Here is a 19,797-nt window from a genome sequence, read left to right as displayed (position 1 = left end):
GCGAACTTCTCGTCGTCGGTTAACGTCCAATGGTGGGACGTGCCGATTGAGGTGAGTTCCTGAGGAAAGGACAAGCCGATGGGGGCAGTGCGCAAGGTGGTGAGCTACCTTGGCCTGGGCGGGATCGACCACTACGACGACGGCTACGACGACGAGCAGTACGAAGAGGAGTACATGCCGGCGACGGAGCGGGCGGCGAGGCGCTGGCGTTCGACCGCCGACTCGTCACGAATCGTGATGGTTCAGCCGCTCAAGTACAACGACGCGCCGATGATCGGGCAGCACTTCCGTGATGGCCAGACGGTGATCATGGACGTGACGGGCATGCCGATGCCGGAGGCGACCAGGATGGTCGACTTCGCGGCCGGCCTCGCCTATGGCTGTGAGGGTCGGATCGAGCGCATCGCCGACCGCGTGTTCCTGCTCGCGCCGGCCCACGTGGAGATCGAGAGCTCCTAGGCCGCGCGCGGGCCGCGACGGATCAGCCGGGTGAGCTCGGCCGAGTCGTCCGCGGCCTGTTCCGCTCGCGTGACCGCCTCACGCGCGTATCCGTGCAGCGCCCACACCGCGCCGTCGGCCAGCTCCTTGAGCTCGGCGATCTGCGCGGCCACGTAGCGGGCGTCCGATTCAACGGCCTTGCGGCGCCGCCAGAGTTGCCAGCCCGCCAGGCCAAGCAGTGCCACCCCCGGTGCGGCGAGTACGGGCACCCCCAGCCCGTCTGCCAGCAGCGCTCCGAGGAGCAGACCGACCCCCGCCACGATCAGCGCGACGGCCGCCCATGGCGGCCGTCGCCGCATCGTGCCCTGGTCCACGATCTCGCGTTCGGCCGCCGCGAGCGAGGCATCGTCTGGCCCCTCGGGGTGCAGCTCGATGTCATGGCCGAGCAGTGACACGGTCACCGTGTCGGGCGGCGCGAGCCGGCTGTCGGATTCGAGCTCCTCCGCGACGCCGCGCAGGATCGGGCCCGCCACGTGCAGGGCGAGCGCCGCCAGATGCGGATCGGCGCCGGGGCGCAGGTCGTCGAGGAGGTGCGAGCTCAACGCGGCCATCGGTCCCGCGGGGCCGCCGAGTCCGATGAGCGAGCGGAGTACGGCCAGCGGCTCGTCCTCCTCCCACGCGGCGGCGGGGCTGCCGGAGCTGTTGGTGAGCGGGGTGGAGGAGTCGTGCTCGGCCTGCTTCGCCGAGGTGATCTCCGCGCATCGGGCACGCAGCCGGGCGAGCCGCGCGGCGGCCTGGACGGGCGTGGCGAGTTCGGGGATCTCTGCCATCTCCGGGAAGTCGAGCAGCGAAGGGGGCACGACCACCGACGGCTCGCCGGGGAGGAGCGCCTGGGTCCACTGCGCCGCGTCCGCGTGCTCGGGTACGGCCACCGCGTCGAGCTTGCGGAGCACGAAGATCTTCCCGGCGGGGCCGTACGCGCCCCTGGCCGCGGCCAGCCAGAGCGCCCGCTGACCGTGGGTGACCGGCTGGTCGAGCGACAGGTCGCCGAATGCGGTGCCGAGCCAGGAGGCGTGGATGCGGCTGCCGTGACCAGCGACGGCCAGGGCGAGCGCCAGGAAGAGCGCGGTCTGCTGCTGGTCGCGCCCGGCCGCCTTGCTCAGCGGTGCCAGCGGGTCGTCACCGGCGAGGATCGCCACCAGCGCTTCGACGGCGGGTGGCAGCCAGTAGCCAGGTTTGTCGGGAAAGTCGGGCGGGGCCGGGGGCGCGGCGCCGTTGGCGGCCAGGTGAGACAGCAGCGCCTCGGCATATCGGTGCAGCTCGGTTGCTGCTTGGGGGTCGGCAGTCAGGTCCGTGCTCAAGGCAGAGAACTCCCCCATAGTGGCCTCAGTTCATGACCGCGTAAAGCCTAGCCGGGGGGCGCGCCGTCCAGGTGGAGGCGCGCCCGCACGTGCTACATGCGCTCGGGCACCGGGACGCCGAGCAGATCGAGCCCCGTCTCCAGGACCCGCAGGGTCAGCGCGCAGAGAGCGAGCCGGTGCGCCTTCGTCTCGGCGTCGACCCCGTCCTTGGCCACCGGGCACTCCTCGTAGAAGGTGCTGAAGAGGCTGGCGGTCTCGAACAGGAAGGCGCAGAGCCGGTGCGGCTCCGACAGGCCCGCGACCTGCTCCACCAGTGCGCCGAAGCCCAGCAGGCGGAGGGCCAGGGCACGCTCGGCGGGCTCGCCGAGCACGATGTCGCCGGTCGCGTCGGCCGGTGCCACGCCCGCTCTGCGGAAGATGGAGCGGATCCGAGCCGTCGCGTACTGCATGTAGGGGCCGGTGTTGCCGTTGAAGCCGAGCATGCGGTCGTAGTCGAAGACGTATTCGCTGTCGTGACTGACCGACAGGTCGGCGTACTTCACGGCGCCCATGCCCACGGCGTGCGCGATCTCGGCCCGCGCGGTCTCGTCGTAGCCGCGGTCGGCGATGGCCGCCGCGGCCCGGTCGACCGCCTCCTGCAGCAGGTCCATCAGCTTGATCGACTCGCCGGACCGGGTCTTGAACCGGCGCCCGTCCTTGCCCAGCATCATGCCGATCTGGACGTGCTCGGCCGAGACCGTCTCGGGCAGCCAGCCGGCCAGCTTGGCCGCCGCGAACACCATGCGGAAGTGCAGCGCCTGGTCGGCGCCCACCACGTAGAGCATGCGGTCGGACTTGAGGTCGTCGACCCGGTAGCGGATCGCCGCCATGTCGGTGGAGGCGTAGCCGTAGCCGCCGTCGCTCTTCCTGACGATCAGGGGCAGCGGCTTGTCGTCGGAGCCGGTGAAGCCGGGCGGGAAGACGCAGAGCGCGCCCTCGCTCAGCACGGCGACCCCGGCGGCCTCCAGGTCGTCGCAGGTCTTCTCGAGCATCGGGTTGTACATGCTCTCGCCGGCGATGTCGGCGTCGGTGAGTGTGACGCCGAGCATGCCGTAGACCTTGTTGAAGTAGCGGATCGTGGCGTCCATGAAGACGTGCCAGAGCCGCAGGGTCTCCGGGTCGCCCGACTGGAGCATGGTCACCCGCTTGCGCGAGCGGACCTTGAACTCCTCGCCGCCGTCGAACTGGCTCCTGGCCGCCTGGTAATACTCGGTGCCCATGCCGGCTTCGAGCTGCGCGACGGCGGCCTCCTCGCCGATGTCGAGCAGATGCTCGATGAGCATGCCGAAGGGCGTGCCCCAGTCGCCGAGGTGGTTCTGTCTGATGACGGTGTTGCCGAGGTGCTCGTGCATGCGGGCCAGCGAGTCGCCCACGATCGTGGTGCGCAGGTGGCCGACGTGCATCTCCTTGGCCGCGTTGGGCGCGGAGTAGTCGACCACCACCGTCTGCGGCGGCGTGGCGAAGCCGACGCCCGCGCGCGGGTCGTCGAGCATCGTGGTGGCCTCGGACTCGATCCACGAGTCGTCGAGCGCGATGTTGAGAAAGCCGGGACCGCTGACCTCGACCGTGCCGGGGAAGTCGGACAGCTCCGCGGCGATGGCCTCGGCGACCTCCCGCGGCGCGCGTCGCAGTCGCTTGGCCAGGCTCATCGCGACGTTCGCCTGGAAGTCGGCGAACTGGGAGGGCCGGATCAGCGGATCTGCGTCGGCGTACTCGGAGCCGAACGCGTGCGCCAGCGCCTGCTGGACGCGCTCGGTGAGCACTGTCTGCGGGTCGGTCATGGTCTAAGGGTACCGGCGACCTTGACCGCCACGCTGATGCCCGCGGCAGCCACCACGGAGATGCCGACGGCGGTCAGATCGTTGCTCAGATCGCCGGGTTCGAGGGCGAAGAAATGGCGGATGAAGGGGATCGCGAGGGCCAACGCGAACAGCCCGGCCATGGCGCCGATCATGGCGATCCGCCCCAGGGTGAGCGGCTTGGTGATCAGGATGAGCACCCACCAGGTGGTGAGGAAGAGCGCGATCGTCGCCGACGTACGATCGTCGATCAGGGTGGAGGTGCCGCTGTGCGCGGCCCAGAACGCCAGGAACACCGCGCCCGCGCAGAGCAGCCCGGCGGGTATGGCGAAGCGCAGCACCCGGGGCACGAACCCGGCCTTGGCGCGTTCGAGTGTCGGCGCGAGCGCCAGGACGAACGCCGGGATGCCGATGGTCAGCGCGTTCACCAGCGTGGAATGGCGCGGCGCGAACGGGAACATCAGCCCGAGCACCCCCGTGAGCAGCGACAGGGCGATCGCGTAGAACGTCTTGGTGAGGAACAGGTTCGAGACCCGCTCGATGTTGGCCAGCACGCGGCGGCCCTCGCCCACCACGTGCGGCAGTGAGGAGAACTTGTCGTCCAGCAGCACCACCTGGGCGACGGCCTTGGTGGCCGGACTGCCCGCGCCCATCGCGATGCCCAGGTCGGCGTCCTTCAGCGCGAGCACGTCGTTGACGCCGTCGCCGGTCATCGCCACGGTGTGGCCGCGCGACTGGAGCGCGCCGACGAAGGCGCGCTTCTGCTGCGGGGTGACGCGGCCGAACACGGTGTGGGTGTCCAGCAGTTCGGCCAGCTTGGCCGGGTCGTCCGCCGGCAGGGTACGCGCGTCGATCGCGCGATGGCCGTCCGGAATCTCCAGGCCGGTGGCGATCGCGGCGACGGCGTCAGGATTGTCGCCGGAGATTACCTTGACCGTGACGCCCTGCTTGGCGAAGTACTGCAGGGTCTCGTGCGCGTCGGGCCTGATGCGCTGCTTGAGCGTGACGAGCGCGACGGCCTCCGCCGTTCCGGCGGCGGCCTTCTCGGTCCCGGCGGCCGACGCCACGCTTGCGGACGCCAAGCTGTCCAAGCTGTCCGTACGGCACAGCGCCAGCACGCGGGCGCCGGTCGAGGCCAGCTCGGCGGCCCGCTCGTAGCCGTCGGCGGTGGCGTCGAGCAGGACGTCGGGGGCGCCGAGCAGCCACACCCCGTGGGGGCCGAAGTCGGCGCCGCTCCACTTGCGCGCCGAGGAGAACGGCACGACATCGACGGCCGTCCACCCGTCGGCCGCCGCGGGGTAGCGGGACTGGATGGCCTTGGCCGTGGCATTGGGCCGGTGGTCCACGTTGGCCAGGGCGGCGAGCGCGTCGTGGATCGGCCCGTCGCTCAGGGGGAGTACCTCGCCGAGGTCCATGCCGCCCGCGGTGAGCGTGCCGGTCTTGTCGAGGCAGAGCACGTCGACCCGGGCCAGGCCCTCGATCGCGGGCAGCTCCTGGACCAGGCAGCTGCGGCGGCCGAGCCGTACGACGCCGACCGCGAAGGCGATCGAGGTCATCAGCACCAGACCCTCGGGGATCATGGTGACGATGCCGGCGACCGCGCCGGTGATGGCGGTGCCGAAGTCGGCCGAGTTGCGCAGCTGGCTGTAGATCAGCAGCGTGCCGATCGGGATGACGAGCCAGGTGATGTACTTGATGAAGTTCGTGACGCCGTCACGCAGCTCCGAGCGCGCGAGGTGAAACCGGCTCGCCTCCTCGGCCAGCCGTACGGCGTAGGCGTCGGTGCCGACCTTGGTCGCGACGAACGCGCCCGAGCCCGCGACGGCGAAGCTGCCCGACTGCACCTCGTCGCCCGGCAGCTTGTGCACCGGATCGGCCTCGCCGGTCAGGAGCGATTCGTCGATCTCCAGTCCGTCGGACTCGACGACCTCGCCGTCCACCAGCAGACGATCGCCGGGCCCGAGCAGGATCAGGTCGCCGAGCACCACCTGGTGAGGCGGGATCTCCTGGTCGCGGCCGTCCCTGCGGACCGTGACCGGCGCCTCGTTGATCACCGCGAGCTTGTCGAGCGTGCGCTTGGCCCGGAACTCCTGCACGATGCCGATCAGCGCGTTGGCCACGATGACCAGCCCGAACAGTCCGTCCTGCCACGCGCCGAAGATCAGTACCAGCGCCCAGAGCACGCCGATGACCAGGTTGAACAGGGTGAAGACATTCGCCCTGATGATCGCGCCGAGCGACCTGCTCGACCGGCGCGGCACATGGTTGGTCTTCGCCCCCGAGACCTGTGCTGAAGTTAAGCCGTCCACACAACCCCCAGATTTGTGGATCCGCCACAGACTATGGGGTTCTCAGGCGATGCGGGCGGTGTGCGGCCGCGATTCTGTCGCCGATGCGCGCCACGACGCCCTGCGCCGACAGGTCGGCGGCGAGCCGGCAGGCGGCGCTGATGCCGGCCGCTCTGGACGAGCCGTGCGCGATCACCACGGTCCCGTTCAGCCCGAGGAGTACGGCACCACCATGGGCCTCGGCGTCCAGGCGGCTGCGCAGCTCGCGCAGGCGTGACCGCTGCAGGAACGCCCCCAGCCTGGCCGCCCTGCTGTCGTCGATGGTCCGCCGGAGCTCGCCGAACGCGTAGCGGACCGCGCCTTCCATGGTCTTCAGCGCGACGTTGCCGGTGAAGCCGTCGGTGGTGATCACGTCGGCGATGCCGGTCAGCAGGTCGTGGCCCTCGATGTTGCCGATGAAGTTGAGGCCGGGGGAGCCTTGCAGCAGCTCGTGGGCCCGCTTGACGATCTTGTTGCCCTTCTCGGCCTCACTGCCGATCGTGAGCAGGCCGACCTTGGGCATGGAGATCTCGTACGCCAGCTCGGCGTAGACGGACCCCAGATGCCCGAACTGCACAAGCATCTCCGGCTTGACCTCGGCGTTCGCGCCCGCGTCGAGGAGCAGCGTGGGTTTCGGCAGCGTGGGCAGCGCGACGGCGATGGCCGGCCGGAGCACCCCCTGCTGGGCCTTGAGCCTGAGCCGGCCCGTGGTCACGATCCCGGCGGTCGAGCCCGCGGACACCACCGCCGACGCGTCGCCCCGCCGTACGAGATGGCAGGCGATCGCGATGCTGGAGCGGGGGCGGCGCAGGCTGGCCAGCGCGCCCTCGTCCATCGCCAGGGCCTCCTCGGCCCGCACGATGGGGATCTCCTTGGTCGCGTCGTGGTCGGCGAGCGCCTCGTAGAGCACCTTGGGCGAGCCGACGAGCACCACCGCCAGCCCGCGCTCGCGCACGGCGTGCACGGCCCCCGCCACGATCTCGTGCGGCGCGTGGTCGCCGCCCATGGCGTCGAGCGCGATCGGCCTGGTGTCGGACAAAAGGTCACCTCGTACGGCTCGCGGAGCGTTCCTGTGGTGCGGCCGGAACGCGGTCGCGCCGCGGTCGGCCCCCCGTTTCGCCCCCGTCCGCATCGTAGGCAGGGTGTCCGCCGGGCCGATCGGCGGGTGGCCGGGTCAGCCGACGCTGTTCAGGTTCCAGTCGGAGACCTCGCGCGAGACGATGACCTTGGAGAACATCGACCGGCCCGTGACCCGGATGAGCGGGCCGTCCTCGCGCGTGCCGCCGCTCACGTGGCGCTTGCCGAACATGGAGCCGCCCTCGTCGACCACCTGGGCGTTGTCGGGCACGAGCACGATCAGCTTGCTGAAGCGGGCGTCGGCCTCGATGGTGATCTCCCGGCCGGGCAGCACGGCGTCCGTCAGGTCGATGATCAGCGCGCCGAACGTCGCCGACAACTTGGTGTGGCGGGAGGCGACCCAGCGGCCCTTCCTGATCACCTTGCTGAACGTCGAGTCGATCGTCTGCTGCTCAATACCGAGGGCCACCATGTTTGGCGCCGACACATCGGGCAGGTCAGAGGTGATGGGGACCAACTCTCCGACGGTCTTGGCCGTGTAGGCAGCGTCGAGGCGGTCCGCGTGTTCGAGGCTGGTGAGCCTTCCGGTGGCGAGGGCCTCACCGAGCACAGCGGCCACGCGGTCGCGATCGGCGTCGGAGGCGCGCATAACGGGATCAGAGGTCACAATTTGCCAGTCTATTCCCTATCGCGATATGTCGCGAGTGGTCAAACCTCAGCGAAAACTTGGAGACCAATGGAACCGGGGACGCCGTGCATAGCGTCCGGGTATAAGAACCGTAGACGCATGACAGGCGCCAGAGGTTTACAGCGGATCGAACAAAAAAGATGGGAAAGGCTTAGTGATCTTGAACCAGGCGGGCACGCGCCGCTTCAGGGCGTACACGTCCAAGCACCTCGACGAGCTCCTGCGACGTGCGGGGCTCGACGATGAGCAGCGGCTGAAGGTACGCGCCGTCGCCACCGTGCTGCCCTTCCGGACGAACGCCTACGTTGTGGACGAGCTCATCGATTGGTCGGCAGCGCCCGACGATCCCATATACCGTCTCGTCTTTCCCCAGGAGGACATGCTTCCGGCCGCGGACGTCGCGAGGCTGGCCGACCTGCTCAAGGCCGAGGCGCCCAACGTCGAGATCCAAGCCGAGGCCAACCGGGTGCGCGCGCAGCTCAACCCGCACCCCGCCGGGCAGAAAGAGCTCAACGTCCCCCGGATCGGCGCGGAGCCGGTGCCGGGGCTGCAGCACAAGTACCCCGAGACCGTGCTCATCTTCCCCAAGCAGGGGCAGACCTGTCATGCCTACTGCACCTACTGCTTCCGATGGGCGCAGTTCGTCGGCGACGCGGACCTGAAGTTCGCCTCCGACGACATCGACCAGATGGTCTCCTACATCCGCCACAACCCCCAGGTCACCAGCGTGCTGATCACCGGCGGCGACGCCATGATCATGGGTGAGCCGGTGATCAGGCGATACATCGAGCCGCTGATCGGCCTGGAGCAGCTGGAGTCGATCCGGATCGGCACCAAGGCGCTGGCCTACTGGCCGCAGCGGTTCGTGTCCGACCCCGACGCCGACGCCACGCTCGAACTGTTCGAGCAGGTCGTGGCCGGGGGCAAGAACCTGGCGTTCATGGCCCACTTCACGCACCCGCGCGAGCTGGAGTCGCCGCTGGTCGAGTCCGCGGTCAAGCGGATCCTCGGCAGCGGGGCGACGATCAGGACCCAGGCGCCGCTGATCCGGTCGATCAACGACGATCCCGCCATCTGGTCGGGCATGTGGCGGCGGCAGCACAGCATGGGGATGATCCCGTACTACATGTTCGTTGAGCGCGACACCGGCCCGCAGGACTACTTCGCGGTTCCGCTCGCCCGCGCGTACGAGGTCTTCAGGGAGGCCTACTCCAAGGTCTCAGGGCTCTGCCGGACCGTCCGGGGGCCTTCCATGTCGGCCACCCCCGGAAAGGTGTGCGTCGACGGTGTGACCGAGATCGCCGGTCGGCGGGTGTTCGTGCTCCACTTGATCCAGGCCCGCGACCCCTCTCTGGTCGGCCGGCCGTTCTTCGCCGAGTACGACCCGACAGCGGTGTGGCTGACGGACCTGCGTCCGGCCTTCGCCGATCGCTTCCCGTTCGAGGTCTCCGTGGAAGACATGCTCGTGCCGGCCTGAGCGGTCAAGCGCGTGCCCCGCAAGCGGAAAGATTGAGCCCCCGGCCCGTGGCAATTGTTTTCCCGACCGTTGTCGACGGGCCGTCGGGGCGCCTCTTCTGAACGCGGGTGACGTCAACGGAATATCGGACATACACCCCGGCTATTTCCCGATTTGTCTCCCGACTCGACACCCCTCCCATGATCGTCCCCGGGTCGCTGAAGCCCGTGTGACGTGGAGTTTCCGTGGCCTGCGTTCGGTCGGCCGCGGTGATACAACTGCGTCAGTAGCTCAGCCGGGACGGCGCGCTTCGTGTGGTGCCCATAGCGTGTACGCCACGGCATTCGGGGGTTATCGAGACGCATCTCAGCTTTATTCGAGAGCGCTCGATCACGAGCCGGGAAGGCAAATCATGAAACGTATTATCAAGACGGCGGTCGCCGTCGCGGGATTGGCGCTGGCCGCGGCGTCGTTCGCGTCGGCCGCCCAAGCTGAGGCCCGATACTCCGCGGTCGGGAGCCTGCCGGGGGGCGGTGACCCGATCCAGCCTCTGGGCGGTGTGAACGGCCTGAACGGCTTGTCCGCCGGGGCCAAGGTCGGTGGGGTTCTCGACACTGAGGTGTCCGGCCCGCGAGCCGCCTCCGAGCGGACTGAGGGGGTCGCTCTTCGGGCCGTTCCCCAGCGGAGCGCCGCCACCGAGGAGGTCTCGCCGTACTTCGGCGGCCGCCTGATGAGTCCGCCGCCGAGCAAGCGCACGGGGCGGCACGCGGATGCGCCCAGGGGCGGCCGCATGGACGGGCCCAGGGGCGGGCCTATGGATGGGCGCATGAACGGCCCCCTGGACGGCCCCAGGGGTGGACCCATGAACGGGCCCATGAACGGGCCCAAGGGCGGGCCTATGAACGGCCCCAAGGGCGGCCCGATGAACGGGCCCATGAACGGCCCCAAGAGCGGACCTATGAACGGCCCTAAAAGCGGACCCATGGATGGGCGCGTAGATGGGCCCAGGGGCGGGCGCATGGACGGGCGCGCGGACGAACCCATGGATGGGCGCGCGGACGGGCGAAGGGACGGGCGTTGGGGCTGGGGCGCGGACCCGCGTGCGCATGGGCGTAGAGGCTGGGGCTCGGAGGCGCATGCGCATGCGAGCACCCATACAGGCGCTCACGCGGAAGCCCAGGCGGGCGACCACCCGGACGGACGTGCGGACGCACGTGCGGGTAGGCGCAGGGACCGGCTCGAGAACCGGTTTGAGGACCGGCTGAAGCACCAGCTCGAGAACCAGTTTGAGGACCCGCGCACGGACCCGCGCAGGGACCCGCGCGCGGATCGGCGTACGGGCGAGCAGGCGGGCGTGGGCGAGGTGCCCGGTGCCGCGCGCCTGGCGGAGCCGGTCGCGTCCGTCGACGAGATCGCCCCGCTCGTCGAGGACGCGTCCCACGCGGTCTCGACCTACGGGAAGAAGGCCGCCGGGAGCCTCAGCGGCTCGGTGGCCCCGCTCGCGGGCACCACTGAGGCGACGGCGGACGCTGTCTCGGGCTTCTCCCGCACGGCCGATCGCGGCGTGATGGCGATCTGACCCAGGGTGGTCGCGGTGTGGTGGCGATCTGACCCAGCCTGGTCACGGTGTGATGGCGACCTGGCAGAGGTGCTGATCGCGAGCTCACCCAGCCTGATCGCGGCGTGATCGCGATCTCGCCCAGGCCGATCGCGGCGTGATCGCGATCTCACCCAGGCCGATCGCGATCTGGCCGAGGCTGATCGTGGTCTGATGGCGATCTGGCCGAGGCGCCTTCCGGATGTCGGCCGTTCGAGCCGTAGTGGCGGTTCGCGAGTGTCATAGGTGCGTGCGCTCGGGAACGGGCCGTGACGGCCACGAGACGGCGCGTCCGGCGGGAAACATGATCGAGGGTCGGTGCGTCCCCTGAAACGTGGGACGCACCGCCACAGAACCGGCGTGGCCGGTCGGCGAGCCCCAACGGTGCCGGGGTGTTCGACACGACCGTCGCGCATACGTCACGAGCCGCCCGCGAGAGCGGGTGGTCTTCTGGCCGGCCCGGGCGGACGCGCCCGGGCATGGGCCGCGCCCGCGCACCGCCACACTGCAGGGCTGTGGCGCCGCGTGAGTCGCGGCCCGCCGCCGGTCCCGGATCCCCGGGGCCGGCGGCATCGTCATTTCTACAGCAGGCGGACGCCGGTGCGGCGGGCTATCTGGGCCTGCAGCCTGGCCATCTGCCAGTGGAGGTCGATGAGTTGCTCGGTCAGTTGGGCCCGGGGAACGTCTGCCACGTCCTCGACGGCCAGATGGTCGATCGCGGCCGCTAGCTCTCCCATCGCGCGCTCCCACTCCATCGGCGTCCTCGTATCGAAACAACGTTCGAATGATATCGGAACACCGGCCACGGTGTCAGTTATTTGCCCCGCGAGTCGCGCGGGCATGACGGCGGGCATGACAGAACCGCGGACGCCTGACGGAGGCGTCCGCGGGAGCGGCGGGGGTCAGCCCTGGTTGAGGGGCGAGGATCGGCCCAAGGGGATCGGCCCTAAGGGATCAGCCCTTGTTGTAGGCGGCGAGGACTTCCTTGGGGTCGCCGTCCATCTTGATCTTGCCCTTGTGCAGCCAGATGACCCGGTTGCAGGTCTCCTCGATGACCCTGAGGTCGTGGGCCACGAGGAAGACCGTGCCCGCAGACTCGCGGATCTGCTTGATGCGTTCCTCGCTCTTCTTGCGGAACTCACGGTCGCCGGTGGCCAGGGCCTCGTCGATCAGCAGCACGTCGTGGGTCTTGGCCGAGGAGATGGCGAAGCGCAGCCGGGCGCCCATGCCGGAGGAGTAGGTGGACATCGGCAGCTGGACGAACTCATCGATGCCGGAGAAGTCGACGATCTCCTGGTATTTCTCCCGGACCTCGCTCGGCGTCATGCCCATGGCGTAGCAGCCGAGCACGATGTTGCGCTCGCCCGTGAGCTCGCGCATGAGCGCCGCGTTGACGCCGAGCAGCGACGGCTGGCCGTCGGTGTAGACGGCGCCCGAGTGCGGCGGCAGGAGGCCGGCGATGGCGCGCAGCAGCGTGGACTTGCCCGAGCCGTTGCGGCCGACGACGCCGATCGCGTCACCGTGGTAGGAGACGAAGGACACGCCCTTGACGGCGTGCACCTCCTTCATCTGCGGCCGGCCCTGGCGCTTGACCAGCCGCGTGAGGGCGTTGACCGCGTTGCCCTTCTCGTTGTCGCTGGCCGCGCCGTAGACCCGGTAGACGATGTGGAGATCGTCGACGATGACCGTGGGCGTGCCCGTGGGGACGTCCAGAGGCCGCTTGCCGGCGGGGGCCGGGTTGGGGTGCACCCTGACGTCCTTGTTGGGGGCGTCCGCCTTGGGGACGACCTCGCCGGGGACGGCGGGCTCCTGGCCCTTCACCTGTGACAGCTCCTTGGTCAGTTCAGCCACGCCCGTACCTCTCCTCAGCTCGCCAGAAGTACCAAAAGCCGAAGCCGAGTGCGAACACTGCCCAGAATACGCAAGACAGCACCACCATCATCGGGGGGTTGTGCCCATTCTCCGGATGGTAGGTCTTGATGAGGATGTCGCGCATCCACTCGATGTAGGAGGCCGCGGGATTGAGATACATCACGTTGGCCACCCATTGGGGCAGCTCCGCGGCGTGGACGACCTTGTCCTGGATCGAGAAGAAGACGCCCGAGGCGTAGAGCCAGGTGCGGGTGATGAACGGCAGCAGCTGGTTGAGGTCGCGCATGGAGGAGCCGAGCCGGGCGATCACCAGGCCGGCGCCGATGTTGAACAGCGTCTGCAGCAGCAGCACGACCGGGATCATCAACCAGAACCACGTGGGCCATTCGCCGGTGACCACCACGAGCACCAGGAGCACGCCCATGGAGATGGCGAGTTGCTGGAGCTCTTGGATCGTGTAGGCGAGCGGCAGAGAGGCCCTGGGGAAGTGGAGCGCCCGGATCAGCGAGAGGTTGCCCGAGATCGACTTGGCCCCGGCGGTCACCGTGCGCTGCGTGTAGGTGAAGACGAACATCCCGGTCAGCAGGAAGGCCGGGTAGTTGTCGATGTTCTTGCTGCCGCCGAGGATCAGGCCGAACATCAGGAAGTAGATGGCGGCGTTCAGCAGCGGGGTCAGGACCTGCCATAGCTGGCCCAGAGCCGAGCTGGAGTACTTCGAGACGTTGCGCGAGGTCGCGTACGTCAGGATGAAGTGTCGGCGCTCCCACAGCTGGCGCACGTAGACAGGGAACCTCGGCCGCGCGATGGCACGGCGAAGCCCATATCTCTGGGCGAGCTTGGCCAGCGGCTCCCCGCTTCGGCCGCCCGCCTGGGCGTCCGCTACAGCGGATTCCGGCTGGCTCATGGCAAGGACTCTATTGGATCCGGCTCGTTGAGGTGTCTGCCGCGACGGTTCGCGACAGACTGTTGGACGGTGTCCCGCGTTGACCGGTTCCAAGGCTGGTACCAGGGCATGCCAAGACTCGCTCAACCGTAGCTCAGCGACACGCGGGATGGCGGCTAGGGCGCGACCAGTGGCACCAAGGGGGTATTTTTCATCAGCTGTTCACGTCCCGTAGTGTCCGCTTTAGAGGTTCTTCGGTGGCTTTAGTGCTCTATGCGAGAAATGACTGTGACGTTGGATAAGCGCACGTGTGACCGAACTGCAACGCGCCAGAGACTCCCTGGTGGCAAGTAGTAAGGGATAGTCGCGATCGACTGGCAGGGCGTCGGCTGGTTTGACCAGGTCAGCCAAACCCGGGGGACGACAAGGAACCCCCGTCAGGCTGCTCACGATCATCGCAGCTCAGCGCTTACGCCCACCTGTTTGAGGGAGGAATCTTTTTACCATGCGTGTTACTAAGGGCGCACAGATCGTCGCCGGTACCGCGCTGCTAGCCCTCGCGGTCGCCGCGTGTGGCGGCGGCGGATCCACGACCGGCAACACCGCGTCGAGCGGAGGCGGCGACACGCCGGTCCGCATGGAACTGGGTGAGCCGCAGAACCTGCTGGTCCCGTCGAACACCACGGAGTCCGAGGGCGCTGAAGTCCTCGCTGCGGTGTTCGAGCCGCTCGTCAACTACGACGAGAACAAGCAGGTCGTCCTGGCGGCGGCTGAGTCGATCGAGAGCACCGACAACAAGGTGTGGACGATCAAGCTCAAGCCTTACACGTGGCAGGACGGCCAGCCTGTCGTCGCGCAGAACTACGTCGACGCGTGGAACTACGCGGCCAACCAGGACAACGCTCAGGGCGCCGGCTACTTCTTCGGCCGCGTCGAGGGTTACGCCGACCTCAACCCTGGCGAGGGCAAGCAGGTCACCACCAAGGAGATGAAGGGCCTCAAGGCGGTCGACGACTCGACGCTGCAGGTCACGCTCACCGCGCCGTTCTCCCAGTTCAAGACCATGCTGGGCTACACCGCGTTCTACCCGCTGCCCAAGGCCGCCTTCGGCGCCGACGGCAAGGTGACGGCGGAGTACGGCGAGAAGCCGATCGGCCAGGGCCTGTTCAAGCTCGACAAGCCCTACAAGAAGGGCACCGACCAGTCCATCGACCTGTCGGTGTACGACAAGTACCCGGCCAAGAAGCCGGCTGGCTGGACCAAGCTGCAGTTCAAGCTCTACAACAGCTCTGAGACGGCCTACAACGACCTGCAGGCCGACAACGTCGACATCCACGACTCGCTGCCCGCCTCGGCGATCTCCAGCGCCAAGACGGCGCTCGGCGACCGCTACCAGGACCAGCCTGACGCCGGCGTCGGGTACATCGGCTTCCCGCTGAAGTACAGCGACGAGTACAAGGACGTCAAGGTTCGTGAGGCCGTCTCGATGGCCATCGACCGGAAGACCATCGCCGAGACGGTCTTCAGCGGCACCCGTTCGCCGGCCGACGACTTCATCAACCCGGCCATCGACGGCTACCGCCAGGGCGCCTGCCAGGCCTGCCAGTACAACCCCACCAAGGCCAAGGAGCAGTACGCCGCGGCCAAGGGCCCGGCGAAGCTGGAGCTCGGCTACAACGCCGACGGTGGGCACAAGGAGTGGATCGAGGCCGTGGCCAACAACCTCCGCGCCAATCTCGGCGTCGAGGTGACGGTCAAGCCGTTCGAGAAGTTCGCGAGCATCCTTGACGCCCTCGACAAGAAGGAATACAAGGGCCTGTTCCGGATGGGCTGGGCGATCGACTACCCGTCCGCCGAGAACTACCTGACGCCGATCTTCTCGACCGGCGCCATCAAGACCGGTTCGAACTACGCGGGCTACTCCAACAAGGCGTTCGACGAGACGGCCGCCAAGGGCGACCAGGCGGCGACTCCGGAGGAGGGCCTGAAGTTCTACCAGCAGGCGGACGACATCCTCATCAAGGACCTTCCGTACATCCCTGTGTACTTCTACCGTAACAACTCGGGATACTCGACCAAGGTCAAGAACGTCAAGATCAACCTGCTCAACCAGGTTGAGTGGGCCGACGTCGAGAAGGCCTGACGCTGTTCGCGGGGGCGGGCGCCTAGCCGCCCGCCCCTCGAGAGCCCGCCACGAAGGCAGTCATTGGGGGCCGTGAGAACCCCAGGTCCCGGCGACTGCCTTCTTGGCATGTACGGGAGGCTTGAATGGGCCGTTATGTGATCCGGCGCCTGATCCAGGCGATACCAGTCCTGCTGGGCGCCACCCTCTTCATCTTCGTCATCGTCTTCGCGCTCCCTGGCGACCCCATCGCGGCGCTGGCCGGCGAGAAGAGACAAGACCCCAACATCGTGATGATCCTGCGGGATCAGTATCACCTCAACGATCCGGTGCTGGTGCAGTACGGGTACTACATCAGCAACATCTTCCTGCACGGCGACTTCGGCAAGACCTTCGCCGGTGTGCCCATCACCCAGTTGATGGCAGGCAAGTTCCAGGTCACGCTGAACCTGGCGCTCGTCGCCCTCGTCATGGAAGCGATCATCGGTGTCCTGCTCGGCCTGTGGGCGGCGCTGCGCCGCGGCCAGGCCATCGACACCATGATCCTGGCCGCGACGCTGCTGCTCATCTCTGTCCCCCCGCTGGTGACCGGCTTCGTGCTGCAGCTGTGGCTGGGCGTCTGGCTGAAGCAGACCGTGGGCACGGAGATCTTCCCGATCGCGGGAATCAACGCGGGGCTGAAATCGTATTTGCTCCCCGGATTCGTGCTGGCGGGTACGTCGATCGCCTATCTCACCCGGCTGACCAGAACAAGCCTGGTGGAGACTCTGAGATCCGACTACATCCGAACAGCGACCGCGAAGGGACTCTCCAGACGAAGAGTCATCGGCCGGCACGGGTTGCGTAACGCGCTGATCCCCCTGGTCACCTATCTGGGCGCCGACCTCGGCACGCTCATGGGCGGTGCGGTGATCACCGAGACGATCTTCAACATCCCGGGTATCGGCCTCCAGATCTATCAAGGCGTATATCTACGAGAGCAACCTATCGTCGTAGGTATCGTGACAATCCTGGTGCTGGTCTACATCGTGGCGAACCTGGTCGTGGACCTGTTGTACGCCGTGCTCGACCCGAGGATCCGCTATGAGTAATGACCCACAGGTCGGACCTGTCCAGACCGTTACCGCGCCGACCCCTCCGGACAAGCTCAAGAAGGAGACGAAGCCCGCGAGTCTCTGGGGCGACGCCTTCTACGACCTGCGACGTCGGCCGATGTTCATCTTCTCCTGCGTCCTCATCGCGATCCTGCTGGTCATGTCGTTCTGGCCGTCGCTGTTCACCTCGATCAACCCCTTCGACGCCAAGACCTGTGAGCTGGCCACGGCCAGGCAGGGGCCGAGCGCGGGCCACATCTTCGGCAAGGACAACCTCGGCTGTGACGTGTACGCCAGGACGATCTTCGGTGCGCGCAACTCGATCGTGATCGGCGTGAGCACCACCATCATCACGGCGATCGTCGGCGGTCTGCTCGGTCTCCTCGCGGGTGCCCGCGGCGGAGCCGTCGACACGGTCACGTCCCGGGTCACGGAGGTCTTCTTCGCGATTCCGTGGATCCTCGGCGCGCTGCTCATCTCGGCCACCTTCAGGGACGCGAACCTGGGCATCTGGATCGTGGTCATCGCGCTGGCGGTGCTGGCCTGGCCGATGACGTTCCGCATCATGCGGGCCGCCGTCATCACCGCCAGGAACCAGGACTTCGTGGTCGCGGCCCGGGCCCTGGGCGCGAGCCAGAGCCGGGTCATGTTCGGGCACCTGCTGCCGAACGCGGTCGCCCCGGTGATCGTCATCGCGACGATCAACCTCGGCGGGTTCATCTCGGCCGAGGCGGCACTGTCATTCCTGGGAGTCGGGGTCCAGTCCCCGGACATCTCCTGGGGTCTGATGATCGCCGACGCTCGCAACCGGTTCCTGGAAGCGCCGCTGCCGCTCGTCTTCCCCGCGGTGTTCCTGAGCATCACGGTGCTCGCGTTCATCATGCTGGGCGACGCCGTACGCGACGCTCTCGACCCGAAGCTCAGGTAGGAAGGGGGTTCAAGTGAGAAAGGCATCAACGGACGTGTTGCCCGCCGAGGGAGGGCTGGGCGACGAGCCGCTGCTCGCCGTGGAGAATCTGCACGTGGAGTTCGCCACCCGCGCGGGCGTCGTGCGTGCGGTCAACGGGGTGAGCTACTCGCTCAGCCCCGGTGAGACTCTCGCCGTGCTGGGAGAGTCGGGTTCGGGCAAGTCCGTGACCGCCCAGGCGATCATGGGCATCCTGGACATGCCGCCGGCGCGCATCCCCAAGGGTGAGATCCGCTTTCGCGGCACCGACCTGCTGAAGCTCTCGGACGAGGCGCGCACCCAGGTGCGTGGCCAGCGGATCTCGATGGTGTTCCAGGACGCGCTGTCCGCGCTCAACCCGGTGTTCACCGTGGGCTGGCAGATCAGCGAGATGTTCCGGGTGCACCGTGGCATGTCCAAGCGCGACGCCTACAACAAGGCGGTCGAGCTGATGGACAAGGTGCGCATCCCGGCCGCCAGGCAGCGCGTCCATGACTATCCGCACCAGTTCTCCGGGGGCATGCGCCAGCGCATCATGATCGCCATGTCGATCGCGCTGGACCCCGAGGTGCTGATCGCGGACGAGCCGACCACCGCGCTCGACGTGACGGTTCAGGCCCAGATCATGGAGCTGCTCGCCGAACTCCAGCGCGAGAGCAACATGGGCATGATCCTCATCACGCACGACCTCGGCGTCGTGGCCGACGTCGCAGACAAGATCGCCGTCATGTACGGCGGGCGGATCGTCGAGAACGCCAGCGTGCACGACATCTACAAGAGCCCGGCCCACCCCTACACCAAGGGGCTGCTGGAGTCGATCCCCCGGGTCGACCTCAAGGGCCAGGAGCTGTACGCGATCAAGGGCCTGCCGCCCAACCTGCTCGACATGCCGACCGGCTGCGCCTTTCATCCGCGATGCCCGTATCGCCAGGACAACTGCGTGACGGACAACCCCCCGCTCTACGAGATCAGCGGCTCGCGCAGCAGCGCCTGTCACTACTGGAGGGAGGTCCTCGATGGCGACCAAGGGTGAGCGGATTCTCGAGGTCCGGGACCTGGTCAAGCACTTCCCGCTGACCCAGGGCATCCTGTTCAAGAAGCAGATCGGCGCGATCAAGGCCGTCGACGGCGTCTCGTTCGACCTCAACAGGGGCGAGACGCTGGGCATCGTGGGCGAGTCGGGCTGCGGCAAGTCCACGCTGGCCAAGGTGCTCATGGCGCTGGAGCGGCCGACTTCCGGCTCGGTGACGATCAACGGCCGGGACATCGCCAAGGCCAAGGGCGCCGAGCTCAAGCGGATGCGGCGCAACATCCAGATGGTGATGCAGGATCCGTACACCTCCCTGAATCCCCGGATGACCGTCGGCGACATCATCGGTGAGCCGTTCGACATCCACACCGAGGTCGCCCCCAAGGGCGACCGCCGCCGCAAGGTGCAGGAGCTGCTGGAGGTCGTGGGGCTCAACCCCGACCACATCAACCGCTACCCGCACCAGTTCTCGGGCGGGCAGCGTCAGCGCATCGGCATCGCCCGCGGGCTGGCGCTCCAGCCGGAGATCATCGTCTGCGACGAGCCGGTCTCCGCGCTCGACGTGTCGATCCAGGCCCAGGTCATCAACCTGCTGGAGCGGCTGCAGAACGAGTTCGACCTGGCGTACATCTTCATCGCCCACGACCTGTCGGTGGTGCGCCACATCTCCGACCGGGTCGCGGTGATGTACCTGGGCAAGGTGGTCGAGCTCGGCAAGGACACCGAGATCTACGACAAGCCCGCCCACCCGTACACGCAGGCGCTGCTGTCGGCCGTGCCGGTCCCCGACCCCGAGGGCCGCGAGCAGCGTGAGCGGATCATCCTGCAGGGCGACCCGCCGTCGCCCGCCAACCCGCCGTCGGGCTGCCGCTTCCGCACCCGCTGCTGGAAGGCGCAGGAGATCTGCGCGGAGGAGGAGCCGCTGCTGCAGATCCGGCAGGGGACGGCGCATGAGAGTGCCTGTCACTTCGCCGAGACGCACGACGTGGTCCACGTCGGCTGATCACCGGCTGATCAGCGACTGATCAGCGACGCCAAGGCCCTCCGCGGGAGCTTCCCGCGGAGGGC

Annotated in this window: 16 protein-coding genes; 8 read left to right on the top strand and 8 right to left on the bottom strand. The window is 68.0% G+C overall.

The genetic code is table 11. The annotated features are described in order from the left end of the window. Nucleotides 1–78: 78 nt before the first annotated feature. Entirely contained in the window at nucleotides 79–459 is a 381-nt protein-coding gene (locus AB0J16_RS58735) for a cell division protein SepF (protein WP_225302506.1), read from the top strand. Here AB0J16_RS58735 and AB0J16_RS58730 read toward each other — a convergent pair. From AB0J16_RS58730 to AB0J16_RS58710, 5 genes are all read right to left on the bottom strand, one after another. Beyond that, entirely contained in the window at nucleotides 456–1,799 is a 1,344-nt protein-coding gene (locus tag AB0J16_RS58730; RefSeq protein ID WP_358557865.1) for a hypothetical protein, read from the bottom strand. The two genes, AB0J16_RS58735 and AB0J16_RS58730, sit on opposite strands and share 4 nt — an antisense overlap. Nucleotides 1,800–1,891: 92 nt before the next feature. After that, complete coding sequence (gene argS, locus AB0J16_RS58725; protein ID WP_358557863.1) at nucleotides 1,892–3,619, bottom strand: arginine--tRNA ligase; 1,728 nt, start codon at nucleotides 3,617–3,619, stop codon at nucleotides 1,892–1,894. Further along, the gene (locus tag AB0J16_RS58720) at nucleotides 3,616–5,946 is read right to left on the bottom strand and encodes an HAD-IC family P-type ATPase (RefSeq protein ID WP_358557861.1); all 2,331 of its coding nucleotides are present in this window, start codon (nucleotides 5,944–5,946) and stop codon (nucleotides 3,616–3,618) included. Before AB0J16_RS58720 ends, argS begins: the two co-directional genes overlap by 4 nt. A gap of 31 nt (nucleotides 5,947–5,977) precedes the next feature. Beyond that, nucleotides 5,978–7,003, bottom strand: a complete 1,026-nt coding sequence (gene plsX / locus AB0J16_RS58715; protein WP_358557859.1) for a phosphate acyltransferase PlsX — start codon at nucleotides 7,001–7,003, stop codon at nucleotides 5,978–5,980. Between the two features lie 135 nt (nucleotides 7,004–7,138). After that, nucleotides 7,139–7,690, bottom strand: coding sequence for a DUF1707 domain-containing protein (locus tag AB0J16_RS58710; protein ID WP_358557856.1), 552 nt, complete (start codon nucleotides 7,688–7,690; stop codon nucleotides 7,139–7,141). A 193-nt stretch (nucleotides 7,691–7,883) separates the two neighbouring features. Between AB0J16_RS58710 and AB0J16_RS58705 the strand changes: the two genes are divergently transcribed. Both AB0J16_RS58705 and AB0J16_RS58700 read left to right on the top strand, forming a co-directional pair. Then, on the top strand, nucleotides 7,884–9,206 hold the full coding sequence (locus AB0J16_RS58705) for a lysine 2,3-aminomutase (RefSeq protein ID WP_358557853.1): 1,323 nt from the start codon (nucleotides 7,884–7,886) through the stop codon (nucleotides 9,204–9,206). Between the two features lie 391 nt (nucleotides 9,207–9,597). Beyond that, a complete protein-coding gene (locus tag AB0J16_RS58700) occupies nucleotides 9,598–10,764 on the top strand; it encodes a hypothetical protein (RefSeq protein WP_358557851.1) in 1,167 nt (388 codons plus the stop codon). Nucleotides 10,765–11,363: 599 nt separating this feature from the next. On the opposite strand, the gene AB0J16_RS58695 is transcribed toward AB0J16_RS58700, so the two are convergent. From AB0J16_RS58695 to AB0J16_RS58685, 3 genes are all read right to left on the bottom strand, one after another. Then, nucleotides 11,364–11,519, bottom strand: coding sequence for a hypothetical protein (locus tag AB0J16_RS58695; RefSeq protein ID WP_225302514.1), 156 nt, complete (start codon nucleotides 11,517–11,519; stop codon nucleotides 11,364–11,366). A gap of 217 nt (nucleotides 11,520–11,736) precedes the next feature. Further along, a complete protein-coding gene (locus tag AB0J16_RS58690) occupies nucleotides 11,737–12,633 on the bottom strand; it encodes an ABC transporter ATP-binding protein (protein ID WP_358557848.1) in 897 nt (298 codons plus the stop codon). Beyond that, nucleotides 12,626–13,558 (bottom strand): ABC transporter permease, encoded by a 933-nt coding sequence (locus AB0J16_RS58685; protein WP_358557845.1) that lies wholly within the window; start codon nucleotides 13,556–13,558, stop codon nucleotides 12,626–12,628. Before AB0J16_RS58685 ends, AB0J16_RS58690 begins: the two co-directional genes overlap by 8 nt. 484 nt (nucleotides 13,559–14,042) lie before the next feature. On the opposite strand from AB0J16_RS58685, the gene AB0J16_RS58680 reads away from it, so the two are divergent. The 5 genes from AB0J16_RS58680 (at nucleotide 14,043) to AB0J16_RS58660 (ending at nucleotide 19,732) form a co-directional block, all read left to right on the top strand. Further along, the gene (locus AB0J16_RS58680; RefSeq protein ID WP_358557842.1) at nucleotides 14,043–15,680 is read left to right on the top strand and encodes an ABC transporter substrate-binding protein; all 1,638 of its coding nucleotides are present in this window, start codon (nucleotides 14,043–14,045) and stop codon (nucleotides 15,678–15,680) included. Nucleotides 15,681–15,805: 125 nt separating this feature from the next. Next, a complete protein-coding gene (locus AB0J16_RS58675; protein WP_358557839.1) occupies nucleotides 15,806–16,750 on the top strand; it encodes an ABC transporter permease in 945 nt (314 codons plus the stop codon). Beyond that, on the top strand, nucleotides 16,743–17,681 hold the full coding sequence (locus AB0J16_RS58670; RefSeq protein ID WP_358557836.1) for an ABC transporter permease: 939 nt from the start codon (nucleotides 16,743–16,745) through the stop codon (nucleotides 17,679–17,681). The genes AB0J16_RS58675 and AB0J16_RS58670 overlap by 8 nt, the downstream gene beginning before the upstream one ends. A 13-nt stretch (nucleotides 17,682–17,694) precedes the next feature. Beyond that, a complete protein-coding gene (locus AB0J16_RS58665; protein WP_358557833.1) occupies nucleotides 17,695–18,732 on the top strand; it encodes an ABC transporter ATP-binding protein in 1,038 nt (345 codons plus the stop codon). Further along, nucleotides 18,716–19,732: a dipeptide ABC transporter ATP-binding protein gene (locus AB0J16_RS58660; protein ID WP_358557830.1), complete on the top strand. Its 1,017-nt coding sequence runs from the start codon at nucleotides 18,716–18,718 to the stop codon at nucleotides 19,730–19,732. The genes AB0J16_RS58665 and AB0J16_RS58660 overlap by 17 nt, the downstream gene beginning before the upstream one ends. The last annotated feature ends 65 nt before the right edge of the window (nucleotides 19,733–19,797 follow it).

Origin of the sequence: Nonomuraea sp. NPDC049750 (genome assembly GCF_040659625.1) — a bacterium.
Lineage (GTDB): Bacteria > Actinomycetota > Actinomycetes > Streptosporangiales > Streptosporangiaceae > Nonomuraea.
This window is presented reverse-complemented; position numbering and strand designations above follow the sequence as displayed.